General features: G+C 72.3%; 15 protein-coding genes. 7 read left to right on the plus strand and 8 right to left on the minus strand.

Going from position 1 to position 18,297, the window contains the following annotated elements:
- The first annotated feature begins 516 nt into the window (after nt 1–516).
- Nucleotides 517–1,629, plus strand: coding sequence for a tyrosine-type recombinase/integrase (locus IEV86_RS14640; protein ID WP_043601934.1), 1,113 nt, complete (start codon nt 517–519; stop codon nt 1,627–1,629).
- Nucleotides 1,630–1,864: 235 nt separating this feature from the next.
- On the opposite strand, the gene cydC is transcribed toward IEV86_RS14640, so the two are convergent.
- From cydC to IEV86_RS14655, 3 genes are read right to left on the minus strand one after another with little or no spacing between them, the layout of a single operon-like run.
- On the minus strand, nt 1,865–5,158 hold the full coding sequence (cydC, locus tag IEV86_RS14645; RefSeq protein WP_052425741.1) for a thiol reductant ABC exporter subunit CydC: 3,294 nt from the start codon (nt 5,156–5,158) through the stop codon (nt 1,865–1,867).
- Between the two features lie 35 nt (nt 5,159–5,193).
- Nucleotides 5,194–6,192, minus strand: a complete 999-nt coding sequence (cydB, locus tag IEV86_RS14650) for a cytochrome d ubiquinol oxidase subunit II (protein ID WP_043601935.1) — start codon at nt 6,190–6,192, stop codon at nt 5,194–5,196.
- A gap of 8 nt (nt 6,193–6,200) precedes the next feature.
- The gene (locus tag IEV86_RS14655; protein WP_043601936.1) at nt 6,201–7,700 is read right to left on the minus strand and encodes a cytochrome ubiquinol oxidase subunit I; all 1,500 of its coding nucleotides are present in this window, start codon (nt 7,698–7,700) and stop codon (nt 6,201–6,203) included.
- 114 nt (nt 7,701–7,814) lie between these two features.
- On the opposite strand from IEV86_RS14655, the gene IEV86_RS14660 reads away from it, so the two are divergent.
- Both IEV86_RS14660 and IEV86_RS14665 read left to right on the plus strand, forming a co-directional pair.
- Nucleotides 7,815–8,177, plus strand: a complete 363-nt coding sequence (locus tag IEV86_RS14660; RefSeq protein ID WP_043601938.1) for a BlaI/MecI/CopY family transcriptional regulator — start codon at nt 7,815–7,817, stop codon at nt 8,175–8,177.
- A gap of 39 nt (nt 8,178–8,216) precedes the next feature.
- Nucleotides 8,217–9,125 carry a M56 family metallopeptidase gene (locus tag IEV86_RS14665; protein ID WP_043601941.1) on the plus strand — a complete coding sequence of 303 codons (909 nt, stop codon included), beginning with the start codon at nt 8,217–8,219 and terminating at the stop codon, nt 9,123–9,125.
- 153 nt (nt 9,126–9,278) lie between these two features.
- On the opposite strand, the gene IEV86_RS14670 is transcribed toward IEV86_RS14665, so the two are convergent.
- The gene (locus tag IEV86_RS14670; RefSeq protein ID WP_161784004.1) at nt 9,279–9,476 is read right to left on the minus strand and encodes a hypothetical protein; all 198 of its coding nucleotides are present in this window, start codon (nt 9,474–9,476) and stop codon (nt 9,279–9,281) included.
- A gap of 492 nt (nt 9,477–9,968) precedes the next feature.
- On the opposite strand from IEV86_RS14670, the gene IEV86_RS14675 reads away from it, so the two are divergent.
- Nucleotides 9,969–10,472 carry a flagellar basal body-associated FliL family protein gene (locus tag IEV86_RS14675; RefSeq protein WP_052425742.1) on the plus strand — a complete coding sequence of 168 codons (504 nt, stop codon included), beginning with the start codon at nt 9,969–9,971 and terminating at the stop codon, nt 10,470–10,472.
- Here IEV86_RS14675 and IEV86_RS14680 read toward each other — a convergent pair.
- Nucleotides 10,450–10,941, minus strand: coding sequence for a hypothetical protein (locus tag IEV86_RS14680; RefSeq protein WP_152605504.1), 492 nt, complete (start codon nt 10,939–10,941; stop codon nt 10,450–10,452). The two genes, IEV86_RS14675 and IEV86_RS14680, sit on opposite strands and share 23 nt — an antisense overlap.
- 351 nt (nt 10,942–11,292) lie before the next feature.
- Here IEV86_RS14680 and IEV86_RS14685 point away from each other — a divergent pair, with 351 nt between their 5' ends.
- Nucleotides 11,293–11,967: a copper resistance CopC family protein gene (locus tag IEV86_RS14685; RefSeq protein ID WP_052425743.1), complete on the plus strand. Its 675-nt coding sequence runs from the start codon at nt 11,293–11,295 to the stop codon at nt 11,965–11,967.
- A 95-nt stretch (nt 11,968–12,062) separates the two neighbouring features.
- Nucleotides 12,063–14,072: a bifunctional copper resistance protein CopD/cytochrome c oxidase assembly protein gene (locus tag IEV86_RS14690; protein ID WP_229734666.1), complete on the plus strand. Its 2,010-nt coding sequence runs from the start codon at nt 12,063–12,065 to the stop codon at nt 14,070–14,072.
- Between the two features lie 4 nt (nt 14,073–14,076).
- On the opposite strand, the gene IEV86_RS14695 is transcribed toward IEV86_RS14690, so the two are convergent.
- Together IEV86_RS14695 and IEV86_RS14700 are read right to left on the minus strand one after the other, a co-directional pair.
- On the minus strand, nt 14,077–14,991 hold the full coding sequence (locus IEV86_RS14695) for a cation diffusion facilitator family transporter (protein WP_043601947.1): 915 nt from the start codon (nt 14,989–14,991) through the stop codon (nt 14,077–14,079).
- Nucleotides 14,991–15,368 carry an ArsR/SmtB family transcription factor gene (locus IEV86_RS14700; RefSeq protein WP_043602088.1) on the minus strand — a complete coding sequence of 126 codons (378 nt, stop codon included), beginning with the start codon at nt 15,366–15,368 and terminating at the stop codon, nt 14,991–14,993. Before IEV86_RS14700 ends, IEV86_RS14695 begins: the two co-directional genes overlap by 1 nt.
- Before the next feature lie 139 nt (nt 15,369–15,507).
- Between IEV86_RS14700 and IEV86_RS14705 the strand changes: the two genes are divergently transcribed.
- Nucleotides 15,508–16,491: a cytochrome c oxidase assembly protein gene (locus IEV86_RS14705; RefSeq protein WP_013882291.1), complete on the plus strand. Its 984-nt coding sequence runs from the start codon at nt 15,508–15,510 to the stop codon at nt 16,489–16,491.
- 10 nt (nt 16,492–16,501) lie between these two features.
- Here IEV86_RS14705 and lnt read toward each other — a convergent pair whose 3' ends face one another.
- Nucleotides 16,502–18,292: an apolipoprotein N-acyltransferase gene (gene lnt, locus IEV86_RS14710; RefSeq protein ID WP_081978398.1), complete on the minus strand. Its 1,791-nt coding sequence runs from the start codon at nt 18,290–18,292 to the stop codon at nt 16,502–16,504.
- Between the last annotated feature and the right edge of the window lie 5 nt (nt 18,293–18,297).

Genomic DNA, 18,297 nt, shown 5'->3' on the forward strand with positions numbered 1-18,297 from the left:
ACGGGCCGAAAACGAAGGTCACGGGTTGACGACAGCGAGCACTGGCGGGGGCAACGCCCGGTTCTGCGACCTGCCGGTCTCGTCGGCAGTCCACAACCGCCACAGGAGCCCACGCCGTCCCCGGCGGCCGACCACCAGTCCGCCAAATGATCAACCTCTGTGTCCATCACCGCCCAGGACCTCCACGTGACTGGGCAGTGTTCGGCGATGTCTGCGCCAGTTCGGGCGACTTCCAGGCAACCGGTGTTGACACCTCGTTGACACCAACGCCAGAGGCCCTCCCGATCCGAAGATCGAAAGGGCCTCTGAACTGCTACTTCAAGTAGCGGGGGCAGGATTTTAACCTGCGACCTCTGGGTTATGAGCGACGCAACCTTGCCCGAAACCGTGGCCACAGCTAGCGTCGATACCAGCATCTTCACAGGTCAGGAGGCACATCACTGTCCGCCGGTGTCCGGCCACGTACGTGCCCGTACGGGTACGGCTGCTGACCATCTGCTCACCAGAGGAGGTTCGATGGGCTGGGTGGTCGAGCGGCCGAGGCAACGCGGACGGCGGTACACCGGGGTCTACCGCGACACCCACGGGCGCCTTCGCTCCGCCGGCACGTTCGACTCCCGCCGAGAGGCGGAGCGGGCAGCGATGCGCGCGGAGGAAAGGATCACAGACGGCACGTGGGTCGATCGACGCGCAGGCCGGGTGACGTTCCGGGCGTATGCAGAGGACGTCTGGCTGCCGTCCCGCCACCTTGAGGTCTCGACGCTCGCTGCGTACCGCTCCTATCTGCGCCGGCACTTCATCCCGTTCTTCGGCGAGATGCGGCTGGCGCAGATCACCGCGTCGAACGTGCAGACCTGGGTCCGGTCTGCCCTCGACCAGGGCTTGTCCCCTCGGTCGATCGCCAAATACCACGTGATGCTGCACTCGGTCTTCGCCCGGGCGGTCCGGGACCGGCTCATCGCCTTCAACCCCTGCGAGAGCACGGAGTTGCCCAAGGTGGTCACCAAGAAGGCTCGGACCTTGACACCTGAGGAGTACTCCGCCGTCCTGGCCGAGATCCCGCCGAGGTTCAAGCCGATGGTGATGACGGCGATCGAGACCGGGCTGCGGTGGGGCGAGCTCGTCGCGCTGCGACCGCGGCACGTCGACTTCCTGCGCCGCACGATCACCGTCGAGGAGACGATCGTCGAGGTCTCGCGCAAGGACTCCCCGACCGGCGAGCGCCTCATCGTCAAGCCCTACCCGAAAGACGACGAGCCCCGAACACTCCGCGTGTCGCAGGGCCTGCTCGACGTCCTTGCTGGCCGCATTGCCGAGCTCGGCCTGACTCGTGACGATCTACTCTTCCCGTCGCGCGAGACCGCCGGAGGACAGCCGCTGTCGCGTGCGACGTTCAACACACGGCACTGGAGGCCCGCAGTCGAGCGCTCCGAGGTGGACTTCACGGTGCGCATGCACGACCTTCGGCACGCGCACGCCTCGTGGCTGCTCGCAGGTGGCGCAGACCTGAAGACGGTCATGGAGCGCATGGGGCACTCGCAGATCATGACGACGCAGCGGTACCTTCACACCCTTCCGGAGGCGCAGGACGAGGCGCTCGCCGCATTCGAGAGGATTCGGACCCGGTAGCTCGCCAGCCGGCGAATCCCCGGCCGCCGCGAGACGTCTTCCGGTCCCCGACGTCACTCGGGCCGAGGGCGATCTGAGTCTGCTGTCGTTGACGGTGAATGCCGCCAACGGCGTCCCCCTGCGGCCAACCGCACTTGCCGCATGCGCATACCGGTGGCCTCATCCACATGGCCCAACTCCGTTCCCTTTCCTTGCTCGGATCCCGAGGCGGCCGCTCAAGGCGCGGGGCGACCGGTCAGTCGTGGGCCGCCGGGCGGGGCGCGACCGCGTGGTGCATCACCAGAAGGGCACGCGGCGGTCGTCGATCGTGCGCACGGTCCCGCAGTGCCTCAAGGAGTGCGTCGGCGTCAGCGGCAGCGAGCCCGGCGGTCGGTTCGTCCAGGACCAGTACGGCCGGGTCACGCAGCAGCGCGCGCGCAAGGACGAGCCGTCGCCGCTCCCCCCCGGAGATCGTCGCCCCGCTCAGCCACGTGTCGAGCCCGTCCTCCAGGCCGGCGAACCACCCGCCCAGATGGGCGTCGTGCAGCGCCCGCACCAGGGCGTCGTCTGGGGCGTCCGGGCACGCGAGGCGAAGGTTCTCGCGCAGAGTCGTCGCGAAGACGTGGTCGGCGTCGCCGGCGAGCGCCACGAGGCCCTCCCGACGGGCGTCCGCCGGCTCCCGTCCGCACACCACGACCCGGCCGGCTGCGGGAGCCCTCAGCCCCACGAGCACCGCGGCCAGGGTCGACTTGCCGCCGCCGGAGGGCCAGGTGATCTCGCGCACCTGGGCAGGTGCGACAGTGAGGTCGACGCCATCCAGGACAGGTCGGCCGCCCCACCCCGCGTGCAGGCCCGCGACGACGACGCCCTCGCAGGCGTCGCTCTGCTGGGTCCGGCGGGCGCCGGCATCGGAGGCGACGGCGGGGGCGCCGGCTACCGCACCGAGTGCGGCGAGCCGGTTCGCGGCGGAGGCGCCGCGATGACGGGCCCGGGCCGCTGGCAGGAGCTCCAGGAGCACCTCCCCGGTCGCGACCGCACCGAGCAGGAGCACCGCTACCTCCTCCGGTCCGAGGTCGCTGCGCGGGGCGAGCGCGGCGGCGAGTGCCGCGCCCACGACCGCCACCGCGCCACCGACCTCTGCGACCGCGCGCCCGAGGCCGTCGGTCCGCGCGTCCTGCGCGCGGGCCGCCTCCGCCGCCTGCTCGCGGGCGGCGAGCTCGCGGCGTACCGCCCGGTCGAGCCCGTCAGCGCCCTCGACCGCGGCCACGACGGCGTCGTGCAGCGCCTCGCCGGTCGACTCCAGGACCGGACCGTGCTGCCGGTCGGCACGGAGGACGGTCCAGGGTGCGAGGATACCCGCGGTCACCACCGCGAGCGCCCACGGCAGGAGGGTCGCTGGATGCAGCCACGCGAGGCCCGCCGTCGCGACGGCGAGCGCTGTCAGTGCGGCCGCGATCGGCACAGCCCCGCGGACGCGCCCGTCGAGCCTGGTGTCGACGTCCTCCACGACGCGGAGCAGGAGCGTCCCCCGGCGGGCGGTGAGACGACCGGGCACCTGCGGGATCAGCGCCGCGACCACGTCCCCGCGCCACCCCGCCAGAAGGGACAACCCGGCGTCGTGGGAGGCGAGTCGCTCGAGGTAGCGGAAGAGGGGCCGCGCGATGGCGAAGCTGCGCACGGCGACCACCGCGAGCGACAGGGTGAGGATCGGCGGCTGGGCGGAGGCGCGCACGATCATCCAGCTGGCGGCCACCGTCAGGCCGATCCCTGAGAGCAGGGACGCTGCCCCCGCGACGGCCGCGACCGCGAACCGGGCGCGCGCGTCCATCGCGGACCACTGCCGCCGGACCCCCACGAGGAGGCCGGTGTCCTCCGTGGTGCCGTCGGAGGCGACCGGCAGCTCACGGCCCGTCACGTCGTCGTGCGGCGCCGCGGCCCCACCCGACCCTGCGCGCTCGGGCGTCACACCGGGCGCCCGCTCGGTCAGACGGGCCTGCTCGACGCGAACCACCCGGTCCGCGGCCCGGGACACCGGTTCGCGGTGGGTGGCGACCAGCACCGCGACCCCGCGCGCCGCCGCATCGCGCAGGCGCCGGAGGACGGCCTGCTCAGCGCCCGCGTCGAGGTGCGCAGTGGGCTCGTCCAGCAGCAGCGCGACGTCCTCCCCCGCCGCCCCGGCGTCCTCGGCCAGCACGAGCGCCCGTGCGAGCGCGAGGCGGTGCCTCTGCCCGGTCGAGAGACCGCCGCCGTCGTCCCCGAGCGGCGTGCCGAGGGCCACCTCGCCCAGCCCGAGCGCCGCGAGCACCTCCGCAGCACGCTCGTCGCCGGTGTCGAGCGCCTCACGGACCGTACGAGCCGGCGGCAGCTGGGGCCGTTGGGGCACGTGCAGGGCGCCACGCGCCCAGACCCGGCCGCGGTCGGGCGTGCCGTGCCCGGCCATCAGCCGCAGGAGCGTCGTCTTGCCGCTGCCGGACCGCCCGACGATGGCGACCAGTTCCCCGGCTCGCACCGTCACGTCCGGGAGGACCACCGGCCGCCGGCGCCCCGCGAACCGAACGGAGGCGCCCTGTGCCCCCGCGGCCGACCCCTCCTCCCCCTCGCCGTCCTCACGTGCGGTGCCCCCGCCTGCCCCTGCCATCGCGTCGAGGCGGTCCATCACGGCGCTCGCCTGCGCGGACTCGTGGAACTGCGCCCCGGCTTCCCGCAGCGGGCGGTATGCCTCGGGCGCGAGCATGATCGCCGCGAGGGCCGGCCAGAGAGCCATCTCGCCGCCCGCCAGCCGCACCCCGGCGCCCACGGCGACGATCCCGACGGACACGGTCGCCACGAGGTCGAGCGCGGTCGAGGACAGGAAGGCCACGCCCAGCACCCGGGTCGTGGCTCGGGCGTACGCCCGACTGGACCGCCTGACCTGCTCGACCTGGCGCTCGGCGCGGTCGTAGAGCCTCAGCGTCACCAGCCCGCGGACCACGTCGAGGAAGTGCCCGGCGAGCCGGCCGCCGTGCGCGTACTGCTGGTCGGCGCCGCGTCGGGTGGCCCACCCGACGAGCACCGCGAATAGGGGCACCAGCGGCAGGGTGAGCAGCACGGTCATGGCGGACGGCCAGTCGACCAGCACGAGCAGCGCGAGCACGACCGGAGGCAGCACGCCGGCGACCACGAGCGCGGGCAGGTAGGCCGCGAACCAGGGCCGGAGTGGGTCGAGTCCCGTGGACAGGACCGCGGCCGGGTCACCGCCCGCCCGGACCGCGGCGCCAGGATCGCGCATGAGCGACTTGAGGCCGACCGCGCGTGCGCCCGCGACCGCAGCGCCGCTGACGCGTTGGGCGACCGTCGGCTGCGCGTGGGCGAGCCCCGTGCGCACGACGAGCGCCGCGGACAGGACGAGCAGGGCCTGCTCCCACCGCGCACCCTCGACCAGAGCCACCACCAGCCACGTCAGCGTGAGCGCCACCGCGACCGTCGTCAGGGCCTGCGCGACGGCCACCGCGACGAGCGCCGCGAGGGCACCGCGGACGGGCGCGGCGAGGCGGAGCAGCCGCAGGTCCACCGGGCCGGGACCACTACCGCGAGACGGGGCCGCGCTCATGTGGGCACGGGGTCGCTCGCCACGCGCCGCCGGAACACCCAGTACGCCAGCCCCTGGTACGCGAGGACGCCGGGCAGGAGGACCAGAGCCGCCCAGCTGATGGTGCTGAGCGCGTACGCGCTCGCCCGCGCAGACTCGATCGTCACCGACCACGCCGGGTCGAGCGTGCTGGACAGCAGCACCGGGGCGTCCTGCACAAGCAGGGCGACGACGACGACAGCCTGGACGGCTACGGAGAGGGCAAACGCCCAGCCCTCCCTGCCGGCACGGGCCGCGAGGGCCGCAGCGCCGAGGACGGCGACGCACGCGCCGACGACGGTGCCCGGGAGCCCTCCCCCGATGCCGGCGACCAGCACCACGGCGGCGAGGACACCGGCGGACGGGCCGACCCACGCCCGGGCCCGGTCCCGGACGCCACCCGTCGTGCGGAGGCCGAGGTACGTCGCGCCGAGCAGGGTCGCGGCGGCAAGGCCGCCGAGGGCGCCCAGGAGGGCACCGGGCTGGGCGAGCGTCCCTGCGGTCCGGGCGAGCGCGCCGCCGTCCGCCGCGACCTCCCCGTCCGGGCCGAGCGCGAGCCCGCCCGCGAGCACGCCGACCACCGCGCCGAGCAGCGAGGCCGTGGCGGCCGAGCTGACGGCGAGGGCCGCGTCGCAGCGCGCGCGCCACCGCTCGTCGTCGCGCTTGCCCCGGAACTCCAGGGCCACACCCCGCACTGCGAGGCACAGCAGCAGGGCCGCCATGGGCAGGTAGAGACCGGACAGCGCGGAGGCGTACCAGTCGGGGAACGCGGCGAACATCGCCCCGATCGCCGCGACGAGCCACACCTCGTTGCCGTCCCACACCGGCGCGATGGTCCGCAGCGCTGCGCCGCGCTGCGCGCCGCCGCGGCCGAGGACGGGGGCGAGCATCCCGACACCGAAGTCGAAGCCCTCGAGCACCAGGAAGAGCGCCCAGCACAGGACCACGAGGCCGAACCACAGCAGGGCAAGATCCACGGGACTCCTCAGTAGGTGGGGACGGGCGCGCGGTCGCCGTCGTCGGCGTCGGCCCCGTTGGTGCGGACGGGGCGCGAGGTGAGGTCCTCTGCGACGAGGTGCCGGACAGCCCGGTACCAGACGAGCGCGAGGACGCCGTAGACCAGTCCGAAGCCGACGAGGGAAGTGAGCACCTCGGCGCTGGTGAGGCCCGAGCCCACGCCGTCCTCCGTGCGGAACAGCCCGAAGACGAGCCACGGCTGACGGGCGGTCTCGGTGAAGACCCACCCGAAGGTGTTGGCGAGCACCGGCAGCGCGGGCAGCAGCGGCAGGCAGGCGAGCACGCCGGTGCCGAGGAGGGTCCGCAGGCTGCCCCGGCCGGCGAGCACGCCCCGGGTGGCGCCCGCGAGGCCGCCTCCGTGCCGCACGAGGCCCTGGCCGCGACGCGTGACCCACAAGAACAGGACGGCGAGGGTGGCCGCCAGCATGCCGGTGCCGATCATCAGCCGGAAGGTCCAGTAGGCGACGGGGACCCACGGCACGTAGTCGCCGGGGCCGTGCTCCTGCACGTACTGCGCCTGGAGGTCGTCGATGCCCTGGACGGTCGCGCCGGGGTCGCCGTGCGCGAGGAGCGAGAGCAAGTACGGGACGTCGAGGGAGAGCAAGGGCTCTCCGCCGCTACGTGGGTCCCCGATCGCGAAGACGGAGAACGGCGCGCCGGCCTGCGTGACGTACAGGGCCTCCGCCGCGGCCATCTTCATCGGCTGGACGGCCGTCATGACCTTGCCGAGCAGGTCCCCCGTGATCGCGACGGCAAGCCCGGCGACCGCCGTGACCCATCCGCCGAGGCGGGCGAGGGTGCGCCATGCCAGGTGGTCTTGCTCCCCCCGCGCGGTGGGACCGCGGCCCCATGCACGCCAGGCGCCGACGGCCATGAGCAGCGCGCCGCCGGTCATGGCGGCGCCGGCGATGGTGTGCGGGTACGCCACGAGGTTGACCTCGTTGACCATGAGGGCCCAGAAGCTGTCCAGCTGCGCCCGGCCCGTCCGCGGGTCGACCTGGTACGCGACGGGGTTCTGCATGAACGAATTGGCGGCGAGGATGATGAAGGCGGACAGCAGCGTCCCGATGGCGACCACCCAGATGGTCGCGAGGTGCGCGAGCCGGGGCAGGCGGTCCCAGCCGAAGAACCACAGGCCCAGGAATGTGGCCTCCAGGAAGAAGGCAAGCATGCCCTCGATCGCGAGGGTGGGGCCGAAGACGTCCCCGTAGAAGCGGGCGAAGTCGCTCCAGGACAGGCCGAACTGGAACTCCTGCACCAGGCCGGTCACGACGCCCACGGCGAAGGTGACCATGAGAAGCTTGCCCACAAGCAACGTGAGCTCTCTGTAGTGCGGGCGCCCCGTGCGGTGCCACGCCGTCTGGAGGCCCGCAGTCAGGGCCGCCAGGGAGATCGACAGGGGGACGAAGAAGTAGTGGTAGATCGTCACGACCGCGAACTGCAGGCGTGCGAGCTCCAGGGTGTCCACCGGGGCGATCTCCTGACGTTCGTGTTGTCTACTACAGAACGTCGTAGATGTTACACGGCCTAGTACGTGTCAAGTAGTACGACAAGGTCCAAAGGTCCCGGTAGGATCTGCGCCATGGCGATGGGTGAGCTCGAGAGCGCCGTCATGGCGCATCTGTGGGACGCCGAGCAGCCGTGCACCGTCCGCGAGGTGCACGAGGCGCTCCAGGCGGACCGGCCGCTCGCCTACACCACTGTGATGACCGTCATGGACCGCCTCGCCAAGAAGGGCGCGGTCACGCAGCTCCGGGAGGGCCGCGCCTATCGCTATGCCCCGCTGCGCAGCCGCGAGCAGACCACGGCCGAGCTCATGCTGGATGCCCTCGGCCTGAGCGACGGGACCGACGCCCGCGTCGCCGCCCTCCAGCACTTCATCGGGCGGGTCAGCTCCGCCGAGGCCGATGCGCTCCGCGCCGCCCTCGGGCGTCCCGCGCTCTGACCGGCAGCCCGCGACCGTGACCGCCCCGCGCGGAGCACCGTGACGGCACTGTCCCTCGCAGCCCTCGCCGTCCTGCTGTCGGTCGCTGCGCCTGTCGCGCTCGCGCGGCTCCGACCGCTGCACCGGGCGCCCCGGGCGGCCGTGGTGCTCTGGCAGGCTGGGGCGCTTGCCGCGGTGCTCGCCGCCGTCGGCGCCGCCCTCGCCGCGCCGGAGGAGATCTGGCGGGCGGTGCGGAGCGAGCAGGGCGCGCGCGACGCCTGGCTGCTGGTCGCGGCCTCCGTCGCCGCGCTCACCGCGGGCACCATCGTCCTGCGGCTGACCGTCACCACCCTGCGGCTCGGCGTCGTACTGCGACGCCGTCGCCGTCGGCAGCGGGACGCCCTTGATCTCCTGGGCGCGTTCGACGACGACGCCGCCCGGCTCCACGTTCTGAGCGGCACCGTCCCGCTGGCGTACTGCGTCCCCGGTCGGCCCGCGCGCGTCGTCGTGACCGAGAGGGTGCTCCAGGTGCTCGACGAGGCCGAGACGCGCGCCGTCGTCGAGCACGAGCGGGCCCATCTGCGCGCCCGCCACGACCTCGTCCTGGAGGCGTTCACCGCCCTGCACGTCGCCTTCCCCCGCGTGGTCCGCAGTCGCCTCGCCCTGGACGCCGTCAGCACCCTGCTGGAGATGCTCGCCGACGACGTCGCGGCACAGCGCACCGGGCCCGGGCCCCTGCGCCGTGCCCTCTGTGCCCTTGAGCCGAAGGCCGCAGGGCACGAGGTCGCGCTGCGCCGCGCGCGCCTGGAAGACGTCTACCCCGACGACGGGCCTCGGGGGCACGCCCGGGCAGTTGCCGCCGGCGCCTACCTCGCCGGCGCCGCCGTGCTCGCGGTCCCCACCGTTGCCCTCGTCACGCCCTGGCTCCGCGCGGCGGTGAGCGCCCTTACCGGTGCGCCGTCCGAATGACACCGACGAGAGATCCTCGATCCATGCGGGCCAGAGCGGCCACGGCACTCACTCGCGGCACGCCAGACCGCTCGACCGGATCTACCCGGTAGTCTCCCTGCACGCGGTCACCTGCGCGGCCCGCTCTCTCCGTGGGTGCCCAGCGCCGGCTCGTCATACCGATTGAAGAGAAGCGCCGGCCGAAGGACGGGGCAGGCGGTCCTTAATCAGGGAGGGATGCACGTGCTGGAGATCCTCGGTGCCCTCGCCCCGAGTGCAGGCGTCGGCCTGATCTTCTGGCTCGCGATGCGCAAGATCGTTCATGCGGACCGCAACGAGCGGGCAGCCCTGGCGGCGCTCGATCGACAGCACCTGCTCCAGTCCGAGCGGGAGCTAGATGCGGGACGTCAAGCGAGCGTCCTTGCCGGCGATACCCAACGAGTTGGGGCACCGGATGCGGAGGAGTGGCCAGGCGGTAGGCCTGCGCCTGCCGAACACGTGTCAACGTCGTCTGAATGGCAGACTCCCGAATCGTCCGATGTGGCACGTGCAGGAGGGGAAGATGACTAAGCCGCGCAAGCGGCCTTCCCGGCTCGGATTGGTGCTGCCGCTGGTCGCATTCGGGCTGGTCATCGCGGTTTACGCGGTCTCCCTCGTCATCGAGCTGACCTAGCCCCCCGGGGCGCCCGCCACGGCGAGTTCCCGTCCGACGATCCCGCCACGTCTCGCGGTCCGCCCACCGGTCGGACGGGGACAGATGGCATCTCGCCCGTTGCTCATGCTTCTTTCGTGCGGTGACCGGCCGATCTCTTCGGTGGCTCACGATGCTCCGCGGGGCCGTCCAACGAGAGATGTGGCCACGATGTGACTGAGCAGCGCGTTATCGCCAACAAGCCGAAGATCGGCGCCCAGAGCGGCGCCGCGCCAGCCAAGCCGTCGGATGCGGAGGCCCCGCGGACGCGGCGCAGCATGAAGATGGTCGTCATCCTGGCGGTCCTCGCCCTCCTCGGCGCGGCGGCGGGCTACTGGTTCCTCATGGGTCCAGGGGCAGACGCTGAGGAGGGCGTGGTGCAGGAAGCGCCGGAGGCTGGTGTGGTGCAGGAGCTCGAGCCGATCAGCCTCAACCTGGCCGGCGGCCGGTACCTCCTGATCGGCTTGGGGCTGCAGCTCACGGCAGAGGTCGAGGAGGAAGTCGAACCATCAATCGCGCTGGACCGCACGATCGCCCTGTTCTCGGGGCGGACCATCGAGGAGGTCAGCAGTGCGGACGGGCGCGCGGCGCTGAAGGCGGAGCTCGCTGCTGTGCTGGCGAAGGACTACCACGGCGAGGTGATGGGCGTGTTCATCACGACCTTCGTGACGCAGTAGTGGCAGAACGCTTGCCGTGCGCCTGGGTCCTCAGCGCTGTGTCTGCCAGGGCTGACTGCCGGAGGAAGTCGTCGGAACGCTGTGCATCGAGGGCGGCGGACAGAGCCGACTCAGCCATGTCTCCCTTGCACGTGTCGCGCGCTATCTGCCCGACGGCCGCGCGGATGTCCTCGGCGCGGTCGGTGTCTGCATCGACCTGCGCGGTGATGTTCTCCTCCTCCGCCCGTGCGGCCTCGAGCCATTGGGCGATGAGGTCGGCCTCACGCTGGAGCCGTGTGAGCTCTGCCTCAGCGGCGACGGTTTCCGCCTCGGCAACCGGGATCGCCGCGTCCAGGGCCTGGCGCTCGGGGTAGGCCCGCACCAGGTGCGGCGTCGGTGTGGGCGAACTCCTCCTCAGCGTGGACTGCGCCAGGATCCCGTGGACGAGGCGATGTCGACTCGTCCTCGCTGCGGCGGTCGTCGTACTCATCGGCATGAGCCGGCTCGAGAGGCGCCCCAACCGTGAGCACCGAACCGACGACGAGCGCGCTCAGCCCTGCGCGAAGTCGAGTCCTTCATGTGAGGGTCTCATCGCTCACCGACGGTGGTGACGTCAGGTCGAGCGGCGCGCCGGTCCATCCGACTGGGACGCCGCTCGGTGTGCGCTGCTCGGCGCCGGTGGTGCCAGGCCCGACTCGGGCCTTGACGTCGGGCGAGCCGGGGGGAAGTGCCTACACGCGGTCGGTGCACAGTCGGCGTCGGGCAGGATGGCGGGAAGTTCGCGCTCAGGACTTCGCGCGCCGGACGGGTACCAGAAGACGACGAAAGAGGGTTCGAACCCATGGCCTCGACAGCCCATCCGCAAGTGTTGCCCCACGCCCGGGCGGGAGTGTGCCTTGCCCGTGCCGGCGCGGTGTTGGTTGCCTCGCTGCTGCTCCTGGGCTGGGCCCCGGGCCAGGCGGTGGCCCACGACGCCCTGGTGAGCACCGCGCCTGGTGACGGGACGACGGTCGAGGAACCCGACGCGGTGGTGCTGACGTTCTCCGCTGACCAGCTCGCCGTGGGGGCCGTCGTCGCGGTGACCGGACCCGATGGGCAGGAGTGGGGCGACGGTGCCGCGACGGTGTCCGGCGTCACCGTGGCCCAGCCGCTTCGCGAAGGCCTCCCGTCCGGGGAGTACCAAGTGAACTGGCGCTCCGTGTCCGGTGACGGACATCCTGTTGACGGGACCTTCCGCTTCACCGCCGAGGCGCCGGAAAGCCTGAGCGCACCTGAGCCGTCACCGAGCGGGCCTGCGACGTCGCCTCCGCCGGAGCCCTCGGCGGCGTCGGAGCAGGCCGGCCCCGGCGCCGGGGAGCCGCAACCGGATCAGGGTGAGCCGGAGGACAGGAGCGGCCGCGGCATTGGTGCGCCGACGGCTGTGGGGCTTGCGATCGCCGCCGCCGCGATCGTGGCGGTTGGTGGAGCGGTCTTCCTGCGGCGGCGCAGCGGCGGTGAGCGGCGCACTGAGCCGTGAGCAGGGTGCTTCCACCTCGAGCCGGGGCAGCGCCCGACGCGGACCCGGGAGAGGCACGCGCTCGGCGCCGTCGCCTCGGCGTGATCGTGGGTGCCGTGGTTGCAGTGGTCGTGGTGCTGGCCAGCGGCGGGTGGTCTGGTGCATGGCAGGCGACGGCGCTGGCCGACCCCGGTGCACTGGTCCGCTGGTCCTCGCCGATCGTCACCGTGCTGTCGGAGCTGGCAGCGGCGGTGACTGTAGGGGCGTTGTTCCTTGTGGTGGCGATCCTTCCCAGTGGATCTTCCCGCGAAGCCGTGGGGGCCAAGGCCTGGCCTGCCGCGGGGGTGGTGGCCGGGGCGGGCGCCGGTATGTGGACGGTGCTGAGCATCGTTGACGCGGTACTGACGTACGCCAGGATCACCGGGACGTCGCCGCAGGCCGAAGGGTTCGGCAGCCAGCTCGCGCTGTACGTGGGGTCGGTCTCCGGTGGGCGCACCCTGCTGGGCGTTACCGTGCTGGCGGCGATCACCACGGTCCTCGCGCTGCTGGTCACAGGACCACGCAGTGCGGTTGTCGCGGCCGTGCCTGCGTTGACGGCGTTCGCGCTGTGGTCCCAGACGGGGCACGCGTCGGGTGACGCAAACCATGAGCTCGCAGTGGGCGCGATGTTCTTGCACCTGGTCGGTGCCGCGCTGTGGATCGGGGGGCTCGCGGCGATCGCGCTCGTGGCTCGTCATCTCGGCGGCGCCCTGGGCACCACCGTCGCGCGCTGGTCGCCGGTAGCGGCGTGGTCGCTGGCCGCTGTCGTGGTCTCAGGGCTGGTCAACGTAGTCCTGCGCACCGACGGGCCCGAGGATCTGACGACGCCCTACGGAACGCTGATCGTCGCCAAGGTGCTGCTGACCGGAGGCCTGGCGCTCCTGGGCCTGGTGCATCGCCGGTCCGTGATACCCCGCCTCGGGCCGACAGCGTCGGGCCGAGCACCCGCGCTGTTCTGGCGCCTCGTGGCCGTCGAGCTCGCGGTCATGGGCGCTGTGTCCGGTGTCGCGGTCGGGCTCGGCAGCACCGAACCACCCGGCGCCGTGACGGCCAGCGGTGACCTCACCCCGGCCGAGGTCATCACCGGCCATCCGCTGCCGCCGGCCCCGACCGTCGAGCTGTGGCTGACGTCCTTCCGGTGGGACCTGATCATCGCGGCCGGCTGCGCCAGCGCCCTGGTCGTCTACCTGCGGTGGGTGCGCCGCCTACGTGCTCGCGGGGACCGGTGGCCGCTCACCCGGACGGCGTGTGCCGTCACGGGGCTCGTGCTGCTGGGATGGGTGACCTCCGGTGGCCCGGCGGTGTACGGGCACGTGCTGTTCAGCGCGCACATGATCCAGCACATGGTCCTGATCATGGTCGTGCCGATCTTCCTGGCCCTGTCGGCGCCGGTGACGCTCGCCGCACGTGCTCTGCCGGTGCGGCACGACGCCTCCTGGGGGCCACGGGAGTGGCTGCTGGGACTCGTCCACTCGCGCTGGGCGCGGTTCTGGTCGCACCCGGTCGTGGCTGCGGTGAACTTCGCCGGGTCGCTGGTGATCTTCTACTACACGCCGGCGTTCGAGTACGCCCTTCGGTGGCAGATCGGAACCGTGCTGATGGTGGCGCACTTCACGCTCGCCGGTTACCTGTTCGTCAACGCCCTGGTCGGCATCGACCCGGGCCCACGGCGGCCCGCGTTCCCGATCCGACTCCTGCTGCTCTTCGCGACCATGGTGTTCCACGCGTTCTTCGGCGTCGCCTTGGTCATGCAGGAGACCCTCCTTGTCCCTGAGTGGTTCGGGATGCTGGGTCGACCGTGGGGGCCGTCCGCGCTGGAGGACCAGCGGGACGGTGGCGCGATCGCGTGGGGCATCAGCGAGGTGCCGATGCTCGCCCTGGCCATCGGTATCGCCCTGGCGTGGACCAAGGACGACGAGCGCACCGCGAAACGTCTGGACCGCGCCGCGGACCGCAGCGGCCACGCCGATCTGGCCGCCTACAACGCGATGCTCACTCGCATGGCCGAGCGCGCCGACGCCAATGACCCCGGGGGCACGGAGCAACCTGGGTCCCCCAAGCGCTCGGCGGGGACGCCGGTCGATTGAGCGGCTACCAGGTCAGGTCCGAGCACTCGTGCTGCTGCTGAGCCGTTTCCACCTGGAGCGTGGCATGGGCGATGCCGAAGCCATCGCGCAGGACGTCCCGGGCACCGGCCAGGACCGCGGCGTGATCGGCGCCGCTGCTCGCGACGAGGTGAGCGGTGGCGACGTTCATCCCGGAGGTCAGCACCCACAGGTGAAGGTCGTGGATGGCGCTCACGCCCGGCACGGCGCCCAGCTCTCGGCTGACGGCCTCCGGGTCGATGCCGACGGGTGCGTGCTGGCCCAGTACCGCGAGGACCTGCCGCCCCAGCGTGACGGCACGGACGATGACGAAGACGGCGATCGCCAGCGCGACGACGAGGTCCCAGACCGGCCGCCCGGTGGCGATGATCAGAACACCGGCGACCATGACGCCGACCGAACCGGCAGCGTCGGCCACCACCTCGAAGTAGGCGCCCCGGACATTGAGGCTGTCCTTGGACCCGCTGCGCAGCAGCAGCATGGAGACAACGTTGATCACCAGGCCCACGAAACCGACCACGAGCATCACGCCCGAGGGCAGGGACGGGTCCTCGCCGATCCGACTGATCGCCTCGACCACCACGTACACCCCGACACCGAGCATGATCAGCACCGTCAGGCCGGAAGCGAACACTTCCGCGCGGTACGAGCCGTAGGTTCGCCGCCCCGTCGGATCAGGGCGGGTTGCGATCCGGGTGGCGAGCAGGGATGCGCCGAGGGCCACGACGTCGGCGGCCATGTGCCCGGCGTCGGAGATCAGTGCGAGCGAGCCGGAGACCAACCCCGCTGCCAGCTCGACCGCGAAGAACGTCGCGGTCAGGAGGAACGCTCCGGCTAGGCGGCGGCGGTAGCGCCCACCGGCGTGCTCAGTGACGGGTCCGTGACCGTGTCCGGCGCCCATCAGCGGCTGCCCTCGTGCCCGGTGTGCTCGCGGCACACGTCCAGCAGCATCCGCACGTGGGCGTCGGCCAACCGGTAGTACACCCGGCGGCCCTCACGCCGGTTGTCCACCACCCCCGAGGCGCGCAGCAGACGCATCGTCTGGGACACCGAAGCCTCGGGAACCCTCACCGCCGCAGAGATGTCGCATACGCACAGCTCACCGACCTCCAGCAACGCATAGAGGATCTTCGTGCGCCGTACGTCACCGAGGAGTCGGAACAGCTCGGCAAGCGACCCTGCCTCGGCGTCGTCCGGGACGCTGGCGCGGACCAGCGCCACGCGTTGCGACTGCGGATCGCCACCGATGCAGCCGTCCAGCGGCAGGACCCGACCCATGGGCATCTCCTCATCTGCGCGGATCTTCAGATAACGTCACCCTAGCGCGCTGTGGTCGCCCTCGCTTCGCGGCCCGGACGATGGCCTGCAAATCCATCTGGCCGTCGGAAGGAAGCGCACAGACTCGGAGGAGGAGCGGGTGCAGGACGACCCGGGCGTCACGGGGCCGGTGTGGCTGCCGACCGCACCACCGTCCCTGGAGACGATGCTGGCCCCGACGCTGCAACCGGTGCCGGTCCTTCCGGTGCTGGCCGCGGTGCTGCTGGTGCTGTACCTGGCGGGCGCGTGCCGGCTGTGGCTGCGGGGGCGGCGCTGGTCGATCGGCGCGACCATCTCGTTCACGGTGGGTTGCCTGGTGTTGGCGGTCGTGACGGGTGCGGGCATCGAGGGGTACGGGCTGCGGCTGTTCTCGGCGTTCATGTTCCAGCAGCTGACGTTGATGATGCTCGTCCCGCCGCTGCTGGTGCTGGGGCGCCCCGGCACGTTGCTGCTGCGCGCCACACCGCACCGGGGGGTGGGCCGGCTGGTGCTGATCACTGCGCGGCGCGCCCTGCGCAGTCCGGTCAGTCGGGTACTCGTGCACCCGGCGGTGATGGTGCCGTTGTTCCTGCTGGCGTTCTACGGGTTGTACCTGGCCGAGCTCGCCGACCCGTTGCTGCGCACCTGGACCGGGCACCTGGCCCTGGAGGTGGGGTTCCTGGTGGCCGGGTTACTGTTCACGGTGCCGGTGCTGTCCACCGACCCCTTGCCGATCCGGCAGACGCATCATGGGCGGGCACTGGACCTGGTGCTGGAGATGCCCCTGCACGCGTTCTTCGGGGTGATCGTGATGATGGCTACTGCGCCGATGGTCCCCTTGTTCGCTGCGCCGCCGGCCGGCTGGGGGATCGATGCCCTGCGGGACCAGCAGCTGGCCGGTGGGCTGGCCTGGTCCTACGGGGAGGCGCCGGGACTGCTGATGCTCCTGCTGATCGCCAGCAGGTGGCAGCGCAGCGACACCCAGCGGTCCAGGGCGCGGGACCGGCAGATCGACCGTGACGGCGGCGCCGACGCCGAGCTCGAGGAGTACAACGCCTACCTCGCGCGCCTGAACGGCTCGGGGGCGCCACCGGGGCAACCGTGATGGTCGAGATTTACGGGGCCGCGGCACCGGAAGTTGTCGACACTGTGGTGGTGGTCTTCTCGACGATGTCCTGGCCGAGCCGGATCCCGGTGTAGGCCGCGACGGCCATCAGCACGAGGAGACCGACGATCAGGCGCCACTCCAGCCACGGGGGCCACACGCGGCTGATCCACACCCGGGCCGGCATCCGCAGGGCCCGCGCGCGCAGCGTCGGGGTCTGGTCGCCCGGCGCGCGGAGCCGCCGCGGGGAGGGACGCCAGCTGTGGTCGCGGCCCCGTCGTCGGCGGCCTGCCAGCGCACCGCTGACGATGGCGGCCGCCGCCAGGAGGTAGAAGGCGGTCTGCGGCGTCGTGCCCAGTCGCGCCGCCGGGGTGAGCGCGGTGCGCAGCGGGAGCGAGGCGATGAGCTCCTGGTCGGTGAACAGGCCGGTGCGTGCGACGACCGTTCCGTCCGGCCTGATCATGGCGCTGACGCCCACGGTGGAGACCTGGACGGTCGACCTGCCGTGCTCCACCGCGCGGAAGCGCGACATCGCCAGCTGCTGGGTCGACTCCGGGGTGCGCCCGAACGAGGCGTTGTTGGTCGGGATGAGAATCAGCTCTGCCTCGTCGAGGACTCCCTCGCGGATGAGGCTGGCGTAGGCGACCTCGAAGCAGATCCCGGTGGCGAGGCGCACGTCTCGTCCGAGCGCGTCGATCCGCACATCGATCACTGCGGGGGCGCCGCCGGCTGCCATGTCCGTGGCGACCCGGTCGACGAGTGGAGTCAGCTGCCGGAAGAAGGAGCGGAAGGGGACGTACTCTCCGAAGGGCACCGGGTGCTGCTTGGCATACGTGTCGCCGACCCCCGCACCGGCGGTCCAGGTGATGATCTCGTTGTAGCGGATGTCCTGCCCTTTGGGGAACCGCTGGGTCCCGAGCAGCAGTGGGGCGCCGACCGCTGCGGCGGCGCGGTCCACGGTCGAAGCCTGCGCCGGGTCGGTGCGGGGGTCGATGTCGGCGGCACTCTCCGGCCACACCACCAGGTCCAGCTGGCGCCCTCCGGCGTCGGCTGCGAGCCGCTCTGTACCTTCTGCGTGGTTGGCCGTGACGTCGCGGGCCTGCTCGGCCCAGTCGGCGCCCTGCTGCGGGACGTTGCCCTGGACGGCTCCGATCAGCAGTGAGCCGCTCTCGTGGCCGGCGTTCAGGGGAAGCAGGCCCGGGGCGCCGACCAGGAGCGCCGCAGCGAGCAGCGCCCGACCCGCGGCCGTCACCGCAGTGCGGCGCAGGTACTGCAGCGCAAGCGCCATCAGCGCCCCGGTCGCGGCGACGATCGCGGAGACCAGGACCTCCCCGCCGTAGGGCGCGAGTCGCAGCACGGGCGCCTCGGTCTGGGAGAAGGCCAGGAAGCCCCACGGGAAGCCCCCGAACGGCCAGGAGCCGCGGACCTGCTCGATGGCGGCCCACAGCACGGCTGCGGTGGCTGCCTGGGCGAGCGGGCGGCCGGTGATCCAGACGGCTCTGCGCGCGTAGGCCCACAGTGCCCCGAAGCCGGCGACGTACAGCGCTTGGAACACGCTGAGCGCGACCCACGGCAGCACCGATCCGGTGGCCTGCAGTGCCCAGTGCACCAGCGGCAGGAAGAAGGCCAGGCCCCAGACCAGGCCGATGCCTGCGGCGCGGACCGGTGGTGCGCCGCGCATCGCCAGCAGCAGGCACGCCATGCCGGCGTAGGCCAGCGGCCACCATCCCCGGTCAGGAAACGCCAGGCTCGTCGCCCAGCCACCCACGCCTGCTCCGACCAGCGCCAGCCCGGGCGCCATGCGGC

It is taken from the genome of Cellulomonas carbonis (genome assembly GCF_014636275.1).
Lineage (GTDB): Bacteria > Actinomycetota > Actinomycetes > Actinomycetales > Cellulomonadaceae > Actinotalea > Actinotalea carbonis.